The organism is Bradyrhizobium sp. Bra64, assembly GCF_024519875.1.
Classification (GTDB): domain Bacteria; phylum Pseudomonadota; class Alphaproteobacteria; order Rhizobiales; family Xanthobacteraceae; genus Bradyrhizobium; species Bradyrhizobium japonicum_G.
Genome location: NZ_JALJRD010000003.1, coordinates 50674 through 66115, shown reverse-complemented (window position 1 = coordinate 66115; position 15442 = coordinate 50674). Strand labels below are relative to the sequence as shown.

14 protein-coding genes are annotated in these 15442 nt (G+C 64.6%); 7 read left to right on the top strand and 7 right to left on the bottom strand.

The window, feature by feature from the left end:
- Positions 1-133: 133 nt before the first annotated feature.
- From NR187_RS12665 to coaD, 4 genes are read right to left on the bottom strand one after another with little or no spacing between them, the layout of a single operon-like run.
- Positions 134-598 (bottom strand): peptidylprolyl isomerase, encoded by a 465-nt coding sequence (locus tag NR187_RS12665; protein ID WP_028144513.1) that lies wholly within the window; start codon positions 596-598, stop codon positions 134-136.
- Positions 595-1005, bottom strand: a complete 411-nt coding sequence (locus tag NR187_RS12660) for a hypothetical protein (protein ID WP_211386356.1) — start codon at positions 1003-1005, stop codon at positions 595-597. The genes NR187_RS12665 and NR187_RS12660 overlap by 4 nt, the downstream gene beginning before the upstream one ends.
- Before the next feature lie 9 nt (positions 1006-1014).
- Complete coding sequence (locus NR187_RS12655) at positions 1015-1590, bottom strand: peptidylprolyl isomerase (RefSeq protein WP_211386355.1); 576 nt, start codon at positions 1588-1590, stop codon at positions 1015-1017.
- Between the two features lie 37 nt (positions 1591-1627).
- Complete coding sequence (gene coaD / locus NR187_RS12650; protein ID WP_211386354.1) at positions 1628-2125, bottom strand: pantetheine-phosphate adenylyltransferase; 498 nt, start codon at positions 2123-2125, stop codon at positions 1628-1630.
- Between the two features lie 246 nt (positions 2126-2371).
- On the opposite strand from coaD, the gene NR187_RS12645 reads away from it, so the two are divergent.
- Together NR187_RS12645 and NR187_RS12640 are read left to right on the top strand one after the other, a co-directional pair.
- Positions 2372-2629, top strand: coding sequence for a hypothetical protein (locus NR187_RS12645; protein ID WP_211386353.1), 258 nt, complete (start codon positions 2372-2374; stop codon positions 2627-2629).
- A gap of 192 nt (positions 2630-2821) precedes the next feature.
- Positions 2822-4675, top strand: a complete 1854-nt coding sequence (locus tag NR187_RS12640; RefSeq protein ID WP_256806912.1) for a potassium transporter Kup — start codon at positions 2822-2824, stop codon at positions 4673-4675.
- Positions 4676-4725: 50 nt separating this feature from the next.
- On the opposite strand, the gene gyrA is transcribed toward NR187_RS12640, so the two are convergent.
- From gyrA to NR187_RS12625, 3 genes are all read right to left on the bottom strand, one after another.
- A complete protein-coding gene (gene gyrA, locus NR187_RS12635; RefSeq protein ID WP_211386352.1) occupies positions 4726-7461 on the bottom strand; it encodes a DNA gyrase subunit A in 2736 nt (911 codons plus the stop codon).
- 168 nt (positions 7462-7629) lie between these two features.
- Positions 7630-8028, bottom strand: a complete 399-nt coding sequence (locus NR187_RS12630) for a DUF2306 domain-containing protein (protein WP_211386351.1) — start codon at positions 8026-8028, stop codon at positions 7630-7632.
- 200 nt (positions 8029-8228) lie between these two features.
- A complete protein-coding gene (locus NR187_RS12625; protein WP_211386350.1) occupies positions 8229-8726 on the bottom strand; it encodes a single-stranded DNA-binding protein in 498 nt (165 codons plus the stop codon).
- A gap of 458 nt (positions 8727-9184) precedes the next feature.
- On the opposite strand from NR187_RS12625, the gene NR187_RS12620 reads away from it, so the two are divergent.
- The 5 genes from NR187_RS12620 (at position 9185) to NR187_RS12600 (ending at position 15411) form a co-directional block, all read left to right on the top strand.
- Positions 9185-9952, top strand: coding sequence for an outer membrane protein (locus tag NR187_RS12620; RefSeq protein ID WP_256806621.1), 768 nt, complete (start codon positions 9185-9187; stop codon positions 9950-9952).
- A gap of 236 nt (positions 9953-10188) precedes the next feature.
- The gene (locus NR187_RS12615) at positions 10189-10878 is read left to right on the top strand and encodes an outer membrane protein (RefSeq protein ID WP_256806620.1); all 690 of its coding nucleotides are present in this window, start codon (positions 10189-10191) and stop codon (positions 10876-10878) included.
- A gap of 277 nt (positions 10879-11155) precedes the next feature.
- Positions 11156-14140: an excinuclease ABC subunit UvrA gene (gene uvrA, locus NR187_RS12610; RefSeq protein WP_256806619.1), complete on the top strand. Its 2985-nt coding sequence runs from the start codon at positions 11156-11158 to the stop codon at positions 14138-14140.
- 47 nt (positions 14141-14187) lie between these two features.
- Positions 14188-14751: a DinB family protein gene (locus tag NR187_RS12605; protein WP_211386346.1), complete on the top strand. Its 564-nt coding sequence runs from the start codon at positions 14188-14190 to the stop codon at positions 14749-14751.
- An 18-nt stretch (positions 14752-14769) separates the two neighbouring features.
- The gene (locus tag NR187_RS12600) at positions 14770-15411 is read left to right on the top strand and encodes an HAD-IA family hydrolase (protein ID WP_256806618.1); all 642 of its coding nucleotides are present in this window, start codon (positions 14770-14772) and stop codon (positions 15409-15411) included.
- The last annotated feature ends 31 nt before the right edge of the window (positions 15412-15442 follow it).

The window sequence follows — 15442 nt, the reverse complement described above, 5'->3', positions numbered from 1 at the left end:
AGCGCCACACAGTCAAACCCTCAAGGTGAGGAGGCGCTTAGCCCGCCTCGAACCATGAAAGCCGAGCTGCAGCAGCGGGGCCTTCATCCTTCGAGACGCGCGTTCCGCGCTCCTCAGGATGAGGGGCGAGCAATTATTCCGCGTCCGCGGCCATCCGCGCCTTGACGATCTTGTCCGGGTTCTGCACCGGCTCGCCGCGCTTGATCTTGTCGACGTTCTCCATGCCCTCGGTGACCTTGCCCCACACCGTGTACTGGTTGTCGAGGAAGCGGGCGTCGTCGAAGCAGATGAAGAACTGGCTGTCGCCGGAATCGGGGCTCGCGGCGCGCGCCATCGAGGTGGTGCCGCGCACATGCGGCTCCTTGTTGAATTCTGCCTTCAGCTTCTTGCCGGAGCCGCCGGTGCCGGTGCCCTGCGGGCAGCCGGTCTGCGCCATGAAGCCGTCGATGACGCGGTGGAACACGATGCCGTCGTAGAAGCCCTCGCGCACCAGCTCCTTGATGCGCGCGACATGGCCGGGCGCCAGATCAGGCCGCATCTCGATGGTGACGGGGCCCTGCGTGGTCTCGAGGATCAATGTGTTTTCGGTGGCGCTCATGCTCGTCTCTCTTGCGTTGGGGGTGAAGTCTTCCGGCTACGGAACTGGATCGTAAATGGACGCCCTGCGGCGGCGCCGGCCATCGCATCGGTAAATGGCATCGGCGTGCAACGTTGCAACGCCTCCATCACTGCGATCCGGTATTGCAGCCGGTCATCGTCGGAGGCCTCCGCGGATTCATAGGTAATCCTCGGATGGCCCAGAATGTTTCCGGACCGGTTAAAGCTCACGACGACGGTGATGTCGAGTGGGCGAGCCTTGGCCGGCGGCGGCGGCTTCCAGCAGGTGCGCAGATGCCGGAAGATGTCCTGGATGGTGTTGACCTGCGCGTCCTCGGCAGTCGCGGGACAGGCGCCGAGCAGCAGCGCAGCGGCGATCAGCAGGAGCTTGCCGCCGCAGCGCGTCATCGCCCTCTCCTATTTGATGTCGGAGGCGACCTGCACCTTCACCATCTTGTCGGGATCGGTGACGGTGCCGCTGCTCGATCCGGGCGGCGCCTTCTTCAGCTTGTCGACGACGTCCATGCCCTGCACGACCTCGCCGATCACTGTGTACTGGTTGTCGAGGCTGCCGCCGTCGGCGAACATGATGAAGAACTGCGAATTGGCGGTGTCGACGCTGTCGCCGCGCCGCGCCATCCCGACGATGCCGCGCGCAAAATGCACCTTGGAGAATTCCTGCTTCAGGTTCGGGTATTTCGAGCCGCCGGTGCCGTTGAAGTTCTGGCCGTCGCCGGTCTGCGCCATGAAGCCGTCCATGACGCGGTGGAACGGCACGTTGTTGTAATAGCCCTCGCGCGCGAGCTGCTTGAGGCGCTCCGCATGCTGCGGCGCCAGGTCGGTCCTCAGCTTTATGACGATGCGGCCCTTGGTGGTGTCGATGACGAGCGCGTTGGCCTTGTCGAGGTTCGCCGGTAGTTGCTGCGCCACCGCCGGGACCGCGCTGACGAGCGCGGCAACGATCGTGGCAAGAATTGCGAGACGACGGATCATGAAAACTCCGGATCAGGTGAGATGAAGAAGTGCGCCGTTATCCGGCGAATTTGGCCTTGAGCAGACTTGCTACGAGCGGCGGCACGAAGGTCGAAACATCTCCGCCCATGCCCGCGATCTGGCGCACCAAAGTGGCGGTGATCGGGCGGACCATGGGAGAGGCCGGCAGAAACACCGTGTGCACCTCCGGTGCCATGGCCTCGTTCATTCCGGCAAGCTGCATCTCGTAGTCGAGGTCGGTACCGTCGCGCAGGCCGCGAATCATGATGGTCGCGCCATGCTTGCGCGCGGCCGTCACCGACAGATCGTCGAACGTCACAGTCTCGAGCACGCAGCCGGCCTGCACTGCGACCGGCCCGCAGACGTCCTCGAGCATCTTCAGCCGCTCCTCGGTCGAGAACAGCGGCTTCTTGCCGGGATGGACCCCGATCGCGACAACGAGCCTGTCGCACAGGGACACGCTGTGCCGGACCACGTCCAGATGGCCGTTGGTGATGGGGTCGAAGGAACCGGGATAGAAGGCGATGCGCGGCATAGCTCCCTCCTACCGCGCCCGGCCCGGCCCGGCAAGCCGGGCAGGTTCCCCGGCGTTATTTCCGCAAAACCATGTCGGATTCCGCGAATTGTTTCGTCCTGAGGGCGGCCACGAAACAAAGGACGCGCGAACGAAACCATTTCCCGTGCCGGCGAAGACGTCCGGAAACTGGCCATGGTTACTAATCCGGCCAACGAATGACGGGCCGCACACTGGGCGTGGCGGCCACATCACAGGGGACCGTCAATGATCAAGGCTCTTTCAGCGATCGCCATCTCTGCATGTGTTGCTGCCGCCCTCACCATCCTGCCCGGCTTTGCCCCGACCGTCGAAGCCAGCGTGCCGCAGCCGCTCGCCAAGAGCGACCGGCTCGATATCCGCACCATCGGCAAGGACTGCTCGCAGCAGGCCTGGCCGAACTTCGAGGCATCGTGCCTCCGTCAGGCCGGTACCAAGACCAACATCCGCGAGGCTCGCCTCGTGACCGCCGACCGCACCCCGTAGTCGCGTCTGTCAGCTTCGCGTCCGGTTACCCTCAAGATAAACCCCATGGATATTTGCGACGTCCCGTCGCAGACTGGGTGATGCTCGCGCCCTGCGGAATGGCCCGCCGGGCGTGAACCCATCGGGGGGTCGACCGTGTCCAGTACGCCCGCAGTCGCTTCCGGCCACCATCCCGCGCCTCTGCCGATTGCGATGACCATGGGCGCCCTTGGGGTGGTCTATGGCGATATTGGCACCAGCCCCCTCTACGCCCTGAAGGAAGCAGCCAAGGCGGCGGCCCATGGCGCTGCTCTCGCTCCCGACGCCGTGCTGGGGATCGCATCGCTCATCCTCTGGGCACTCTTGCTGATCATCTCGCTGAAATATGCGCTCCTGATCCTGCGCGCGGACAACCGCGGCGAAGGCGGCATCGTGGCGCTGCTGGCGCTGCTGCATGCCCGCAATGCCCTGCCGGGGACATGGCGCGCACATCTTTTGGTAGTCGGCCTCGTTGGCGCCGCGCTGCTCTATGGCGACGGCGCCATTACCCCTGCGATCTCGGTGCTCAGCGCCATCGAGGGCCTCAAGGTCGACGCGCCCTCGCTCGCGCCTGTGGTGGTACCCATCACGGTGGCCATCCTGATCGGCCTGTTCATGATGCAGAAGCAGGGCACCGGATTCATCGGCCGCATCTTCGGACCGGTGATGCTGGCCTGGTTCGTCGTGCTCGCCGTGCTCGGCATCCACGGCATCGTCAAGGCGCCGGCGGTGCTGGCCGCGCTCAGCCCGCTCTATGCCTTCGACTTCCTGATCCACCAGGATTTCCATGTCTCCTTTGCAATCCTCGGAGCCGCCTTTCTCGCGGTGACCGGCGGTGAGGCCATGTATGCCGACATGGGGCATTTCGGTCGCCTGCCGATCCGGCTGGCCTGGTTCGCGATCTGCCTGCCCGCGCTGGTGCTGAACTATTTCGGCCAGGCCGCGCTGCTGATCACCGACCCCACGATGATCGAGAATCCGTTCTTCCAGCTCTGCCCCGACGCCCTGCACTATCCGCTGGTCGCGTTTTCGGCTGTTGCGACCGTGATCGCCTCGCAGGCGATCATCTCCGGCGTGTTCTCGCTGACCCAGCAGTCGATCCAGCTCGGCTTCCTGCCGCGCATGCAGATCCGTCACACCACGAGCGATGCGATCGGCCAGATCTACGTGCCCCTGGTGAACTGGCTGCTCGCCGCCGCGACGTTGGGTGCGGTCCTCAGCTTCGGCACGTCGGACGCGCTCGCCGGCGCTTATGGCATCGCGGTGTCGCTGCTGATGGCGATCACCACGCTGCTTGCGGCACTGGTCGCGATCCAGTGGGGCTATTCGCCGTGGCTCGTGGTTGCCGTGAACGGATTCTTCTTCGTGATCGACGTGATCTTCTTCTCGGCCAATTCGATCAAGCTGTTCGAGGGCGGCTGGTTTCCGCTGCTGCTCGCGGCCTTCGTCGCCTTCCTGATGCTGACCTGGCGCGCCGGCGTGAAGCTGGTCGAGGCCGCGCGCGCGAAGCTGCGCCAGCCCGAGGAGGATCTGATCGAGACCGCGGTCAACAAGTGCCACACCCGGTTGCCGGGAACGGCGGTGTTCCTGGCCTCCGCGCCGCGCGGCGTGCCGCTCGCGCTGACCCAGTTCGTCAAGCACAACCACGTGCTGCACGAGCGCGTGCTCCTCGCCACCGTGCTGATCGAGGAATCCCCGCACATCACGGACGAGGAGCGCGCGGAGGTGATCGAGATCATCCCCGGCATCACCCGCATCATCCTGCATTACGGCTTCATGCAGAACCCGACGATCTATGAGGGGCTGACGCTGACCTGCCGGCAGGGCAAGCTGCCCGGCATCGACCTCTCCGACATCACCTATTACGTCGGCCGCGAGACCATCATCCCGCGCGAGGACGTGCCGGGCATGTGGGTCTGGCGCGAAACCGTGTTCGCCTTCCTGCAACGCAACGCCGAGCGCTCGGCCGCGTTCTTCGGCGTGCCGACCAAGCAGGTGGTGGAGTTCGGCACGGAGCTGGAGATTTAAAGGGTGAGTGGCGAATAGCGATTGGAGTTGTACACCCTATTCGCCACTCGCTATTCCCCGTTCGTCCCGTTCCCGTTCTCCGCCTCTTCCGTGATGTGCTCGACCGAGACGACGTGCTCGTCTTCGGCGGTGTCGAACACGATCACGCCCTGCGTCGAGCGGCCGGCGATGCGGATGCCCTCGACGGGGCAGCGGATCAGCTGGCCCTTGTCGGTGACCAGCATGATTTGATCAGCATCTTCGACGGGGAAGGACGCGACCAAATTGCCGTTGCGGTTGTTGACGCTCATGGCGACGATGCCTTTGCCGCCGCGGCCCGTGGTGCGGTATTCGTAGGATGAGGTCCGCTTGCCGAAGCCGTTGACGGAGACGGTCAGGACGACCTGCTCCTGCGCCGACATCTCGATGTAGCGTTCCTGGGCGAGCTGGAAGCTGCCCGAAGTTTCCTCCGCCTCGGCGTCCGCTGCAGGCTCCTCGGCCACGGCTTCTCCGGCGACCGCACGGCGCATCTTCAGGTACGCCGAGCGCTCGTCCGAAGAGGTCTCGACATGGCGCAGGATCGCCAGCGAGATCACCTTGTCGCCCTCGCCGAGCGCAATGCCGCGCACGCCCATCGAGGTGCGCCCGGTGAACACGCGGACATCGGTGACGGGGAAGCGGATGCACTGGCCGGCGGCGCCGGTCAGCAGCACGTCGTCGCGCTCGGTGCAGATCTGCACGTCGACGATGGCTTCATTGTCGTCGAGCTTCATCGCGATGATGCCGGAGCGGCGGACGTCGACGAAGTCGGACAGCTTGTTGCGGCGGACATTGCCGCCGGTGGTCGCGAACATCACGTCGAGGTTGCCCCAGGTGGACTCGTCCTCCGGCAGCGGCATGATGGTGGTGATGCGCTCGCCCTGCTCCAGCGGCAGGATGTTGATCAGAGCCTTGCCGCGCGCGTTGGGCGCCGCCATCGGCAGGCGCCAGACCTTCTCCTTGTAGACCTGGCCGCGCGACGAGAAGAACAGCACCGGCGTATGCGTGGAGGCCACGAACAGCCGGCTGACGAAATCCTCGTCGCGGGTCTGCATGCCGGCGCGGCCCTTGCCGCCGCGGCGCTGGGCCCGGTAGGCCGACAGCGGCACGCGCTTGACGTAACCGGCATGTGACACGGTGACGACCATGTCCTCGCGCTGGATCAGGTCCTCGTCCTCGACCTCGCCTTCCTGCTCGATGATCACGGTGCGGCGCGGGGTGGCAAACTCGGCCTTCACGTCGGCAAGCTCGGTCTTGACGATGTCGAGCACGCGCGCGCGTGAGCGCAGGATGTCGAGATAATCGGCAATCTCGCCGGCGAGCGTGTCGAGCTCGTCGCGGATCTCGTCGCGGCCGAGTGCTGTGAGGCGCTGCAAACGCAGATCGAGAATGGCCCTCGCCTGCTCCATCGAGAGCCGGATCGTGCCGGCCTCGCTGATGCGATGGCGCGGGTCGTCGATCAGGGTCAGCATGTCCTCGACGTCACGGGCCGGCCAGTCGCGCGACATCAGGGTATCGCGCGCGGTGGTCGGGTCGGGCGAGGTGCGGATGACGCGGATCATCTCATCGATATTGGCGACTGCGATCGCGAGGCCGACCAGGATATGGGCGCGGTCGCGCGCCTTGGCGAGAAGGAACTTGGTGCGACGCGTGACGACCCGCTCGCGGAAGTCGACAAAGATGGCGAGCAGGTCCTTCAGATGCATGATCCGCGGACGGCCGCTGTCGAGCGCAACCATGTTGACGCCGAAGCTCGTCTGCAGCGGCGTAAATCTGTAGAGCTGGTTCAGCACCACGTCGGGCACGGCGTCGCGTTTCAGCTCGATGACGACGCGGAAGCCGTCGCGGTCGGATTCATCGCGCAGGTCGGCGATGCCCTCGATCTTCTTCTCCTTGACCAGTTCGGCGATGCGCTCGACCATCGTCGCCTTGTTCACCTGGTAAGGAATCTCGGTGACGATGAGCGCCTCGCGCTCCTTGCGGATGGTGTCGATCGTGACCTTGCCGCGCATCACCACCGAGCCGCGGCCCAGATGGTAGCCGGCGCGGATACCCGCCCGTCCGAGAATGATGCCGCCGGTTGGAAAATCCGGGCCGGGAACGATGTTGATCAGCTCGTCGATGGTGAGCGCGGGATTGTCGATCAGCGCCACGCAGGCATCGATGACCTCGCCGAGATTGTGCGGCGGGATGTTGGTCGCCATGCCGACGGCGATGCCGCCCGCGCCGTTGACGAGAAGGTTCGGGAACTTGGCCGGAAGAACCGACGGTTCGGTCTCGTTGTTGTCGTAGTTCGGCTGGAAGTCGACGGTGTCCTTGTCGATATCGGCCAGCAGGGCCAGCGCCGACTTGGTCAGCCGCGCTTCGGTGTAACGATAGGCGGCCGGGGGATCGCCGTCGACCGAACCGAAATTGCCCTGGCCGTCGATCAGCGGCACGCGCATCGAGAAGTCCTGCGCCATCCGGACCATGGCGTCGTAGATCGACTGGTCGCCGTGCGGGTGATACTTACCGATGACGTCGCCGACCACACGCGCCGACTTGACGTACTTCTTGTCCGGCGTGTGCCCCTGCTCGTGCATCGAGTACAGGATGCGGCGGTGCACAGGCTTCAAGCCGTCGCGGGCGTCAGGCAGCGCGCGTGCCACGATCACGCTCATGGCGTAGTCGAGATAGGACTTCTTCATCTCCTCGAAGATGGAGACGGGGCGAATGTCCGAGGGTTGCGCCGGCTGGTCGCCGGGCTTGTTGTCGTCGTCGTCAGCCAAGGGGGAATCCGATGAGGTTTATCTGGGAATCATATAGCGCATCAGGCCCCTGATAACCACCCTCGCGGGGGTCAAGGGAAGCGCTTTTTCCGACTGTTTTTCCAGAGACTTACGTGCTCCGCGCCACCACCTTGAACGGGGCCGGATGCGCCGCCGGGAGCCGCCCTCTTACGCGCCGAAAATCACCCGATGCATGATGCGTCCGGGCACCAGCGTGAACAGGCCCGCCACAACCAGCGCGCCCGCGAAGACGAGGATCATGATGCGCCGGTGATCGGCAACGCGATGGGTGCGCGCCCGCCACACCGCCAGCGGAAGCATCACCAACGTGAAGATCGACAACAGGTGGATCGGACTGAACGGCCCGACCAGGCGGATCTGGTGGATCCAGAACGACGATGCAGCCACCACCGCCATCAGCGCGACCCAGATCCACCCGATCGTCCGGTGCGGCAACGTGCCCTTGGGAGCCGCGAACTGGACCAGGCCCAGCAGAAAGGCCGCCATCGCGGCAAACGCGTGCAGCGGAATGGCCGGAGCAGCCTCAAGCAGCGGCGCAAGGCTCATTGCGAGGCTTCCCCCGTTAGAGGCGCGAGCCATGTAAACAGGATTAACATCAAGTTAATACCATTCACATGACTGCCCGTCAAAAGCTTGAAGCAGCACATGAGGCAAGCCCGGGAAACCCGAGCCTTACCCGCAAATTGGTAAGAAATCCTGCCGCATCACGCGAGCAAGGCGACGTTAAGGACGAAGCGCCCCGCCGCTCAGAACGGGATATCGTCGTCCATGTCGCTGTTGCGGCCACCGCCGCCAGCGGCAACGGGACGGCGCGGTGCGCTGCTGACTGGACCGGAGGAGCCGAAATCGCCGGCCGGCTCATCGCCGAAGCTGCCGCCTCCCGCGCCGCCACTGCGGCCATCGAGCATCGTCAGGGTCGAGTTGAAGCCCTGGAGCACGACCTCGGTGGAGTACTTCTCGACGCCCGCCTGGTCGGTCCATTTGCGGGTCTGGAGCGCGCCCTCGATGTAAACCTTGGCGCCCTTCTTCAGGTACTGCTCGGCGACCTTGCACAGCCCTTCATTGAAGATCACCACGCGATGCCACTCGGTCTTTTCCTTGCGCTCGCCGCTGTTCTTGTCGCGCCAGGTCTCCGAGGTGGCGATGCTCAAATTCGCGATCGGCCGCCCGTCCTGGGTGCGGCGGATTTCAGGATCCTTGCCGAGATTTCCAACCAGAATGACCTTGTTGACGCTTCCCGCCATCGCCGCTCTCCACTCCGAATGCCACTGAATTTAAAAAGGCCGGCCCGCTCCCCGCGTTCCGCTGCCCCTGTTGAGGCGACCCTATACGCTCGCCGGACGCTTGCGGACGCCGATCACCGCGCCACCCCTCAGGTTATCCCCACATATAGCATCGACCTCCGGTTTGTTCCAGATTTGTTCTTGCAAATGACGGAGCCGAAGGGGCGGCCTTGAGCGGCCAGCGTCCTGCGGAAGGCAGGCGCAAACATGGAACTTTTTCGGGTTCCCTGAAAAGAGCAAAACAACTTAACATTCAGCAAGTTATCGCGGCTCCGCCGATCTGCGACTGTGGCATTTCGGCGACGGACTCTGTCCCTCGCTCGGACTAGGCTTGCCTTGGAATTAATGCATTTGGGCCTCGCGCCTGATCAAACCGCTTCGGGGATTTCAAGAAGCGGACGAACCTGGGGAAACTTGCAATGAATAAGATCCTGATTGGTGCAATCGGTGCAGTGGCGTTGAGCCTGTCGGCTCCCGCCAGCGCGGCGGACATGGCCGCGCGTCCCTACACCAAGGCTCCGGCGCCGATGGTCGCCGCCATCTACGACTGGAGCGGCTTCTACATCGGCTTCAACGGCGGCGGTGGCACCAGCCACAAGTGCTGGGACGGCGATGTCGGCGGTGGCGTTTTCGTCGGCGAAGGCTGCCACAACGCGGTCGGCGGCACTGCCGGTGGCCAGGTCGGCTACCGCTGGCAGTCGGCCAATTGGGTGTTCGGCCTCGAGGGCCAGGGCAACTGGGCCGACTTCTCGGGTGACAACATCAGCGCGATCACCGGCCTGCGCGATCGTTCAAAGATCAACGCCTTCGGCCTGATCACCGGCCAGGTCGGCTATGCCTGGAACAACGTCCTGCTCTACGTCAAGGGCGGCGGCGCCGTCGTCGGCGACCGCTACCGCAGCTTCGACGTCGTCTCCGGCCTCGAGGTCGACCGGGCCGACGAGACCCGCTGGGGCGGCACCGTGGGCGCAGGCATCGAGGTAGGCTTCGCACCGAACTGGACCGTGGGCTTCGAGTACGACCACATCTTCCTCGGTAACCGCACCATCGGCTTCACCGGCTCCGGCAATTTCCTGTTCGCGCCGCTTGGCGCTGCCACACGCTCAGATCGCATCAGCCAGGACGTCGATATCGGCCTCATCCGCTTGAACTATCGCTGGGGTGGCCAGATCGTCGCGAGGTACTGAACCTACTGATATCATTCAAAGACTTGAAGGCCGGCCTCGCGCCGGCCTTTCGTTTCTGTTCCCCTTGAGGAACAATAGGTCAGCACTTGCTACATTTTCAGGCTGCTGTGGCTGATGGGACACACAACTTGCGGCTTTGCTGGTGTAAGCACGACATCAGTTGGACGAGAGCGTCCGATACCCCTTCCCGATCGTGGAAGGCACAAACAGAAACTGGGACTGGGATTAGATCGAAAATGAAGAAGGTTTTGTTGGCTTCGGCCTGTTTGTTCGCACTTGCCGCTCCGGCTTCGGCCGCTGATCTGGCGGCTCGCCCCTACACCAAGGCCCCGGTGGCTATGGCTTCGGTCTACAACTGGACCGGCTTCTACCTCGGTATCGTCGGCGGCGGCGCCTGGGAAAACGCTTCCGGCGACCCGAAGATGAAGGGTGGCTTCGTCGGCGGCACCGCCGGCTACAACTGGCAGACCGGCAACGTAGTGTTCGGCGTCGAGGCCGATGGCGCCTGGGCTGACGTCAGCGCCACCGCGACCGGCGCCACCGTCGTTCCCGGCTTCGGCGTCGTGACCGCAACCGCGACCTCGAAGACCGACGCGATGGGCACCGTGCGCGGCCGCCTCGGCTGGGCCGTCAACAACGTCCTGTTCTACGGCACCGGTGGTTACGCCTGGATCGACAACAAGATCACCCTCTCCGCGCTCGGCGTGACCGCTTCGGACAGCAAGTGGCACTCCGGCTGGACCGTCGGTGCGGGCATCGAAGCATTCTTCGCGCCGCAGTGGTCGGTCAAGGGCGAGTACCTCTATCGCAGCCTCGGCGGCGAGAGCTACTTCTCGGGCGCCCTGCCCACCGGCACGCTCAACTTCCACACCGTGCAGGTCGGCGTGAACTATCACTTCGGGGGCCCGGTGGTCGCGAAGTACTGATCTTCGCCTCCAACGCCATCGTGTTACGAAAGGCCGGCCTTGCGCCGGCCTTTTTGTTTGACCGGCCGGTCCCCGCGCAGTTCCGCGCACGTGCTCCTGCCAGATGCCGCCAGCGCGCCAACAATCCGTTGACGATTCGCAAGTCCCACTGGAAATCCGTGCTCGTTCTTCCTACGTTCGCTGACATACCCATCGGCGCCGATCCCGGTTCCGGGCGAAGCGCGCCTTCAACGTTGGCGCGATCGCGCGCCTTTGGGATTCCTTGAGGACCACCAGGATGGATGAAGTGATCAAGGCGAAGCGCCAACAACAGAACGCGGGATCACACCTGCGCGCAATTACGATCCGTGGCGCGCGCGAGCACAACCTCAAGAACGTCGACGTCGAGATTCCCCGCGACAAGCTCGTGGTGTTCACCGGTCTCTCGGGCTCCGGCAAGTCCTCGCTCGCATTCGACACCATCTACGCCGAGGGCCAGCGCCGCTACGTCGAATCGCTGTCGGCCTATGCGCGCCAGTTCCTGGAAATGATGCAGAAGCCTGATGTCGACCAGATCGATGGCCTGTCGCCGGCAATCTCGATCGAGCAGAAGACGACGTCGAAGAACCCGCGCTCGACCGTCGGCACCGTCACCGAGATCTACGACTACATGCGCCTGCTCTGGGCCCGCGTCGGCGTGCCCTATTCGCCGGCCACGGGCCTTCCGATCGAAAGCCAGACCGTCTCCCAGATGGTCGACCGCGTGCTGGCGCTGCCGGAAGGCACCCGCCTCTACCTGCTCGCGCCTGTCGTGCGCGGCCGCAAGGGCGAGTACAGGAAAGAGCTCGCCGAATGGCTCAAGAAGGGCTTTCAGCGCGTCAAGATCGACGGCACCTTCCATGAACTGGCGGAAGCGCCGACGCTGGACAAGAAGTTCCCGCACGACATCGACGTCGTCGTCGACCGCATCGTGGTGCGCGCCGACATCGGCCAGCGCCTCGCCGAGAGCTTCGAGACCGCGCTGAAGCTGGCCGAAGGCCTTGCCGTCGTCGAGTTCGCCGACGCGCCGGCGGCCGCTCCCGCGGAAGAGAAAGAGAAAAAGAAGACCGCGAAGATTCACGACAAGAGCGGGCCAGAGCGCATCCTGTTCTCGGAAAAGTTCGCCTGCCCGGTCTCGGGTTTCACCATCCCCGAGATCGAGCCGCGCCTGTTCTCCTTCAACAACCCCTACGGCGCCTGTCCTGCCTGCGGCGGCCTCGGCGTCGAGCAGCATGTCGACGAAGACCTCGTCATCCCCGACAAGGAGCTCGCGATCGGCAAGGGCGCGATCGCGCCCTGGGCCAAATCGTCGTCGCCCTACTACACGCAGACGCTGACGGCGCTCGGCAAGCACTACAAGTTCACGCTGACCACCAAATGGAAGGATCTGCCCAAGAAGACGCAGAACGCGATCCTGCATGGCTCCGGCGAGGACGAGATCAAGTTCTCCTACGAGGACGGGGTCCGCTCCTACGACACCAAGAAGCCGTTCGAGGGCGTCATCACCAACATCGACCGCCGCTACCGCGAGACCGAGAGCGAGTGGGCGCGCGAGGAGCTGGCGAAATATTTCCACGACGTGCCCTGCGGCGGCTGCAACGGTTTCCGGCTCAAGCCCGAGGCGCTCTGCGTCAAGATCGGCGGCAAGCATATCGGCGACATCTCGGAGCTGTCCGTCAAAGGCGCCGGTGCATGGTTCGAGACCGTGCCGGAGGCGCTGAACACGCAGCAGAACGAGATCGCCGGCCGCATCCTCAAGGAGATCCGCGAGCGACTCACCTTCCTGCTCGACGTCGGCCTCAACTATCTCACCCTGTCCCGCTCCTCCGGCACGCTGTCCGGCGGCGAGAGCCAGCGCATCCGCCTCGCCTCGCAAATCGGCTCGGGCCTGACCGGCGTGCTCTACGTGCTCGACGAGCCCTCGATCGGCCTGCACCAGCGCGACAACGCGCGCCTGCTCGACACCCTCAAGCGCCTGCGCGACCTCGGCAACACCGTGATCGTGGTCGAGCATGACGAGGACGCGATCCTGCTGGCCGACTACGTGCTCGACATCGGCCCGGGCGCCGGCATGCATGGCGGCAACATCGTCGCCGAAGGCACGCCCGCCGAGATCATGCGAAACCCGAAATCGCTGACCGGCAAGTACCTCACCGGCGAGCTCGAGGTCGAGGTGCCGGAGCGGCGCCCACCGAACCATCGCCGCACCATCAAGGTGGTCAACGCGCGCGGCAATAACCTCAAGAACGTCACGGCCGAAATCCCGCTCGGCCTGTTTACCTGCGTCACCGGCGTCTCCGGCGGCGGCAAGTCGACGCTGCTGATCGACACGCTCTACAAGGCGATCGCCCGCAAGCTGAACAACGCCAGCGAAGGCGCAGCTCCGCACGACCGCATCGAGGGCCTGGAGCACATCGACAAGATCATCGACATCGACCAGTCGCCGATCGGCCGCACCCCGCGCTCGAATCCGGCGACCTACACCGGCGCCTTCACGCCGATCCGCGAATGGTTCGCAGGCCTCCCCGAATCCAAGGCGCGCGGCTACGAGCCCGGCCGCTTCTCCTTCAACGTCAAGGGTGGCCGCTGCGAGGCCTGCCAGGGCGATGGCGTCATCAAGATCGAGATGCACTTCCTGCCCGACGTCTACGTCACCTGCGACGTCTGCAAGGGCAAGCGCTACAATCGCGAGACGCTCGAAGTCCTGTTCAAGGGCAAGAGCATCGCCGACGTGCTCGACATGACCGTCGAGGAGGCCGCAGACTTCTTCAAGGCGGTGCCGCGCGTGCGCGAGACCTTCCAGACCCTGCACCGCGTCGGCCTCGACTACATCCATGTCGGCCAGCAGGCCACGACCCTGTCGGGCGGTGAAGCCCAGCGCGTCAAGCTCGCGAAAGAACTGTCCAAGCGCGCCACCGGCCGCACGCTCTACATCCTGGACGAGCCGACCACTGGCCTGCACTTCCACGACGTCAAGAAACTGCTGGAGGTGCTGCACGAGCTGGTCGCGCAGGGCAACACGGTCGTCGTCATCGAGCACAATCTCGAAGTCATCAAGACCGCCGACTGGGTCATCGACCTCGGCCCGGAAGGCGGCGACGGCGGCGGCGAAATCGTCGCCTGGGGCCCGCCGGAAGACATCGCCAAGGCGCCGCGGAGCTACACCGGCAAATTCCTGGCGCCGGTGCTGGAGAAGGCGCGGAAGCCGAAGCGGCGGCGCGCGGCGAGCGAGGCGGCCGAATAGGTTACGTACCGGGAGCGTGCCGACACATTGTCTGAGGGAGACGGAGTTTGCCTGCCGGACTTGTGCAAACCTACAGTGCGTTCGCCCACAATAATGCTTGGGCCAACCACCGGCTGCTCACCGCTTGTGCTGCGCTGTCTCAGACCGACTTCGAAGCCGAGCGGACCGGCTTCTTTCCGAGCCTGCAACGCACACTGAACCACATCCATGTCATCGACCTCTTCTATGTCGATGCACTGGAGGGCGGATGGCTCGGGCCTGCGGCCTGGAAGAACCAGATTCCGTACCCCTCACTCTCTGAGCTGAAACCTGCCCAAGCCGAAATGGACAAGCGTTTGCTCGCCGTCTGCGATGCGCTGACACCCGAACTTCTCGACGGCATTGTGCGGATCAACCGCGACACGCGCGTCCAGACCGAACGTCGCGACCGACTGCTCATGCATCTGTTTCAGCATCAAATTCATCACCGCGGACAGGCGCACGCGATGCTCTCTGCAACAAGTGTCCCGCCGCCTCAGCTCGACGAATTCTTTGCCGAGGGAGAAGCACCGCTCAGGGCCGCCGAGTTCGACGAGCTCGGATGGACCGAGGAGACCGTGTGGAAATCCTAGCGGTGTAATTTCTTCCCCATGCCCTACGCCCTCGCCATCTTCGATCTCGACGGTACCCTCGCCGACAGCTTTCCGTGGTTCCTGCGCACAATCAACGACGTCGCCGATCGCTTCGGCTTTCGTCGTGTGGCCGATGAGGACGTCGAGGGGCTGCGGCATGCCTCGACGCGGGAGATCCTCAGCCGGCTCGAGGTGCCGCTCTGGAAGCTGCCGGCGATCGCGCGATATGCGCGGCGGCTGAAGGCGGAGGCGGCTGCGGAGATCTCGCTGTTCGCGGGCGTCGAGGCGATGCTGCGGACGCTGGCCGAGCGCGGCGTGCAGCTGGCGCTGGTGACATCGGACAGCGAAGCCAATGCGCGCGAGAAGCTCGGCGAGGCCGCGGCGCTGTTCGCGCATTTCGATTGCGCGGCATCGATCTTCGGCAAGCCCACGAAATTCCGCCGGGTCATCCGCCGCGCCGGCGTGGACCCCGCTCACGTGATTTCGATCGGCGACGAGGTGCGCGACATTGAGGCGGCGCGGGCCGTCGGCATCGCCTGTGGCGCGGTGTGCTGGGGCTATGCGGCACCGGCCGCGCTGCGGGCGCTTGCGCCCGATCGCATCTTCGCGCAGATGGATGAGATCGCGGACGCGGTCTGCCGGATGCCGTTGAAGGCCTGAGCCCGGCATCCGCCCATCCAGGGAGACGCCG

Excerpts from the sequence above, each read along its gene's own strand:
- NR187_RS12600 (WP_256806618.1), top strand. The coding sequence starts at position 14,770 with ATGCCCTACGCCCTCGCCATCTTCGATCTCGACGGTACCCTCGCCGAC.
- NR187_RS12660 (WP_211386356.1), bottom strand. The coding sequence starts at position 1,005 with ATGACGCGCTGCGGCGGCAAGCTCCTGCTGATCGCCGCTGCGCTGCTG.
- NR187_RS12615 (WP_256806620.1), top strand. The coding sequence starts at position 10,189 with ATGAAGAAGGTTTTGTTGGCTTCGGCCTGTTTGTTCGCACTTGCCGCT.
- NR187_RS12655 (WP_211386355.1), bottom strand. The coding sequence starts at position 1,590 with ATGATCCGTCGTCTCGCAATTCTTGCCACGATCGTTGCCGCGCTCGTC.
- NR187_RS12620 (WP_256806621.1), top strand. The coding sequence starts at position 9,185 with ATGAATAAGATCCTGATTGGTGCAATCGGTGCAGTGGCGTTGAGCCTG.
- NR187_RS12625 (WP_211386350.1), bottom strand. The coding sequence starts at position 8,726 with ATGGCGGGAAGCGTCAACAAGGTCATTCTGGTTGGAAATCTCGGCAAG.
- uvrA (WP_256806619.1), top strand. The coding sequence starts at position 11,156 with ATGGATGAAGTGATCAAGGCGAAGCGCCAACAACAGAACGCGGGATCA.
- NR187_RS12630 (WP_211386351.1), bottom strand. The coding sequence starts at position 8,028 with ATGAGCCTTGCGCCGCTGCTTGAGGCTGCTCCGGCCATTCCGCTGCAC.
- NR187_RS12645 (WP_211386353.1), top strand. The coding sequence starts at position 2,372 with ATGATCAAGGCTCTTTCAGCGATCGCCATCTCTGCATGTGTTGCTGCC.
- NR187_RS12665 (WP_028144513.1), bottom strand. The coding sequence starts at position 598 with ATGAGCGCCACCGAAAACACATTGATCCTCGAGACCACGCAGGGCCCC.
- NR187_RS12640 (WP_256806912.1), top strand. The coding sequence starts at position 2,822 with ATGACCATGGGCGCCCTTGGGGTGGTCTATGGCGATATTGGCACCAGC.
- coaD (WP_211386354.1), bottom strand. The coding sequence starts at position 2,125 with ATGCCGCGCATCGCCTTCTATCCCGGTTCCTTCGACCCCATCACCAAC.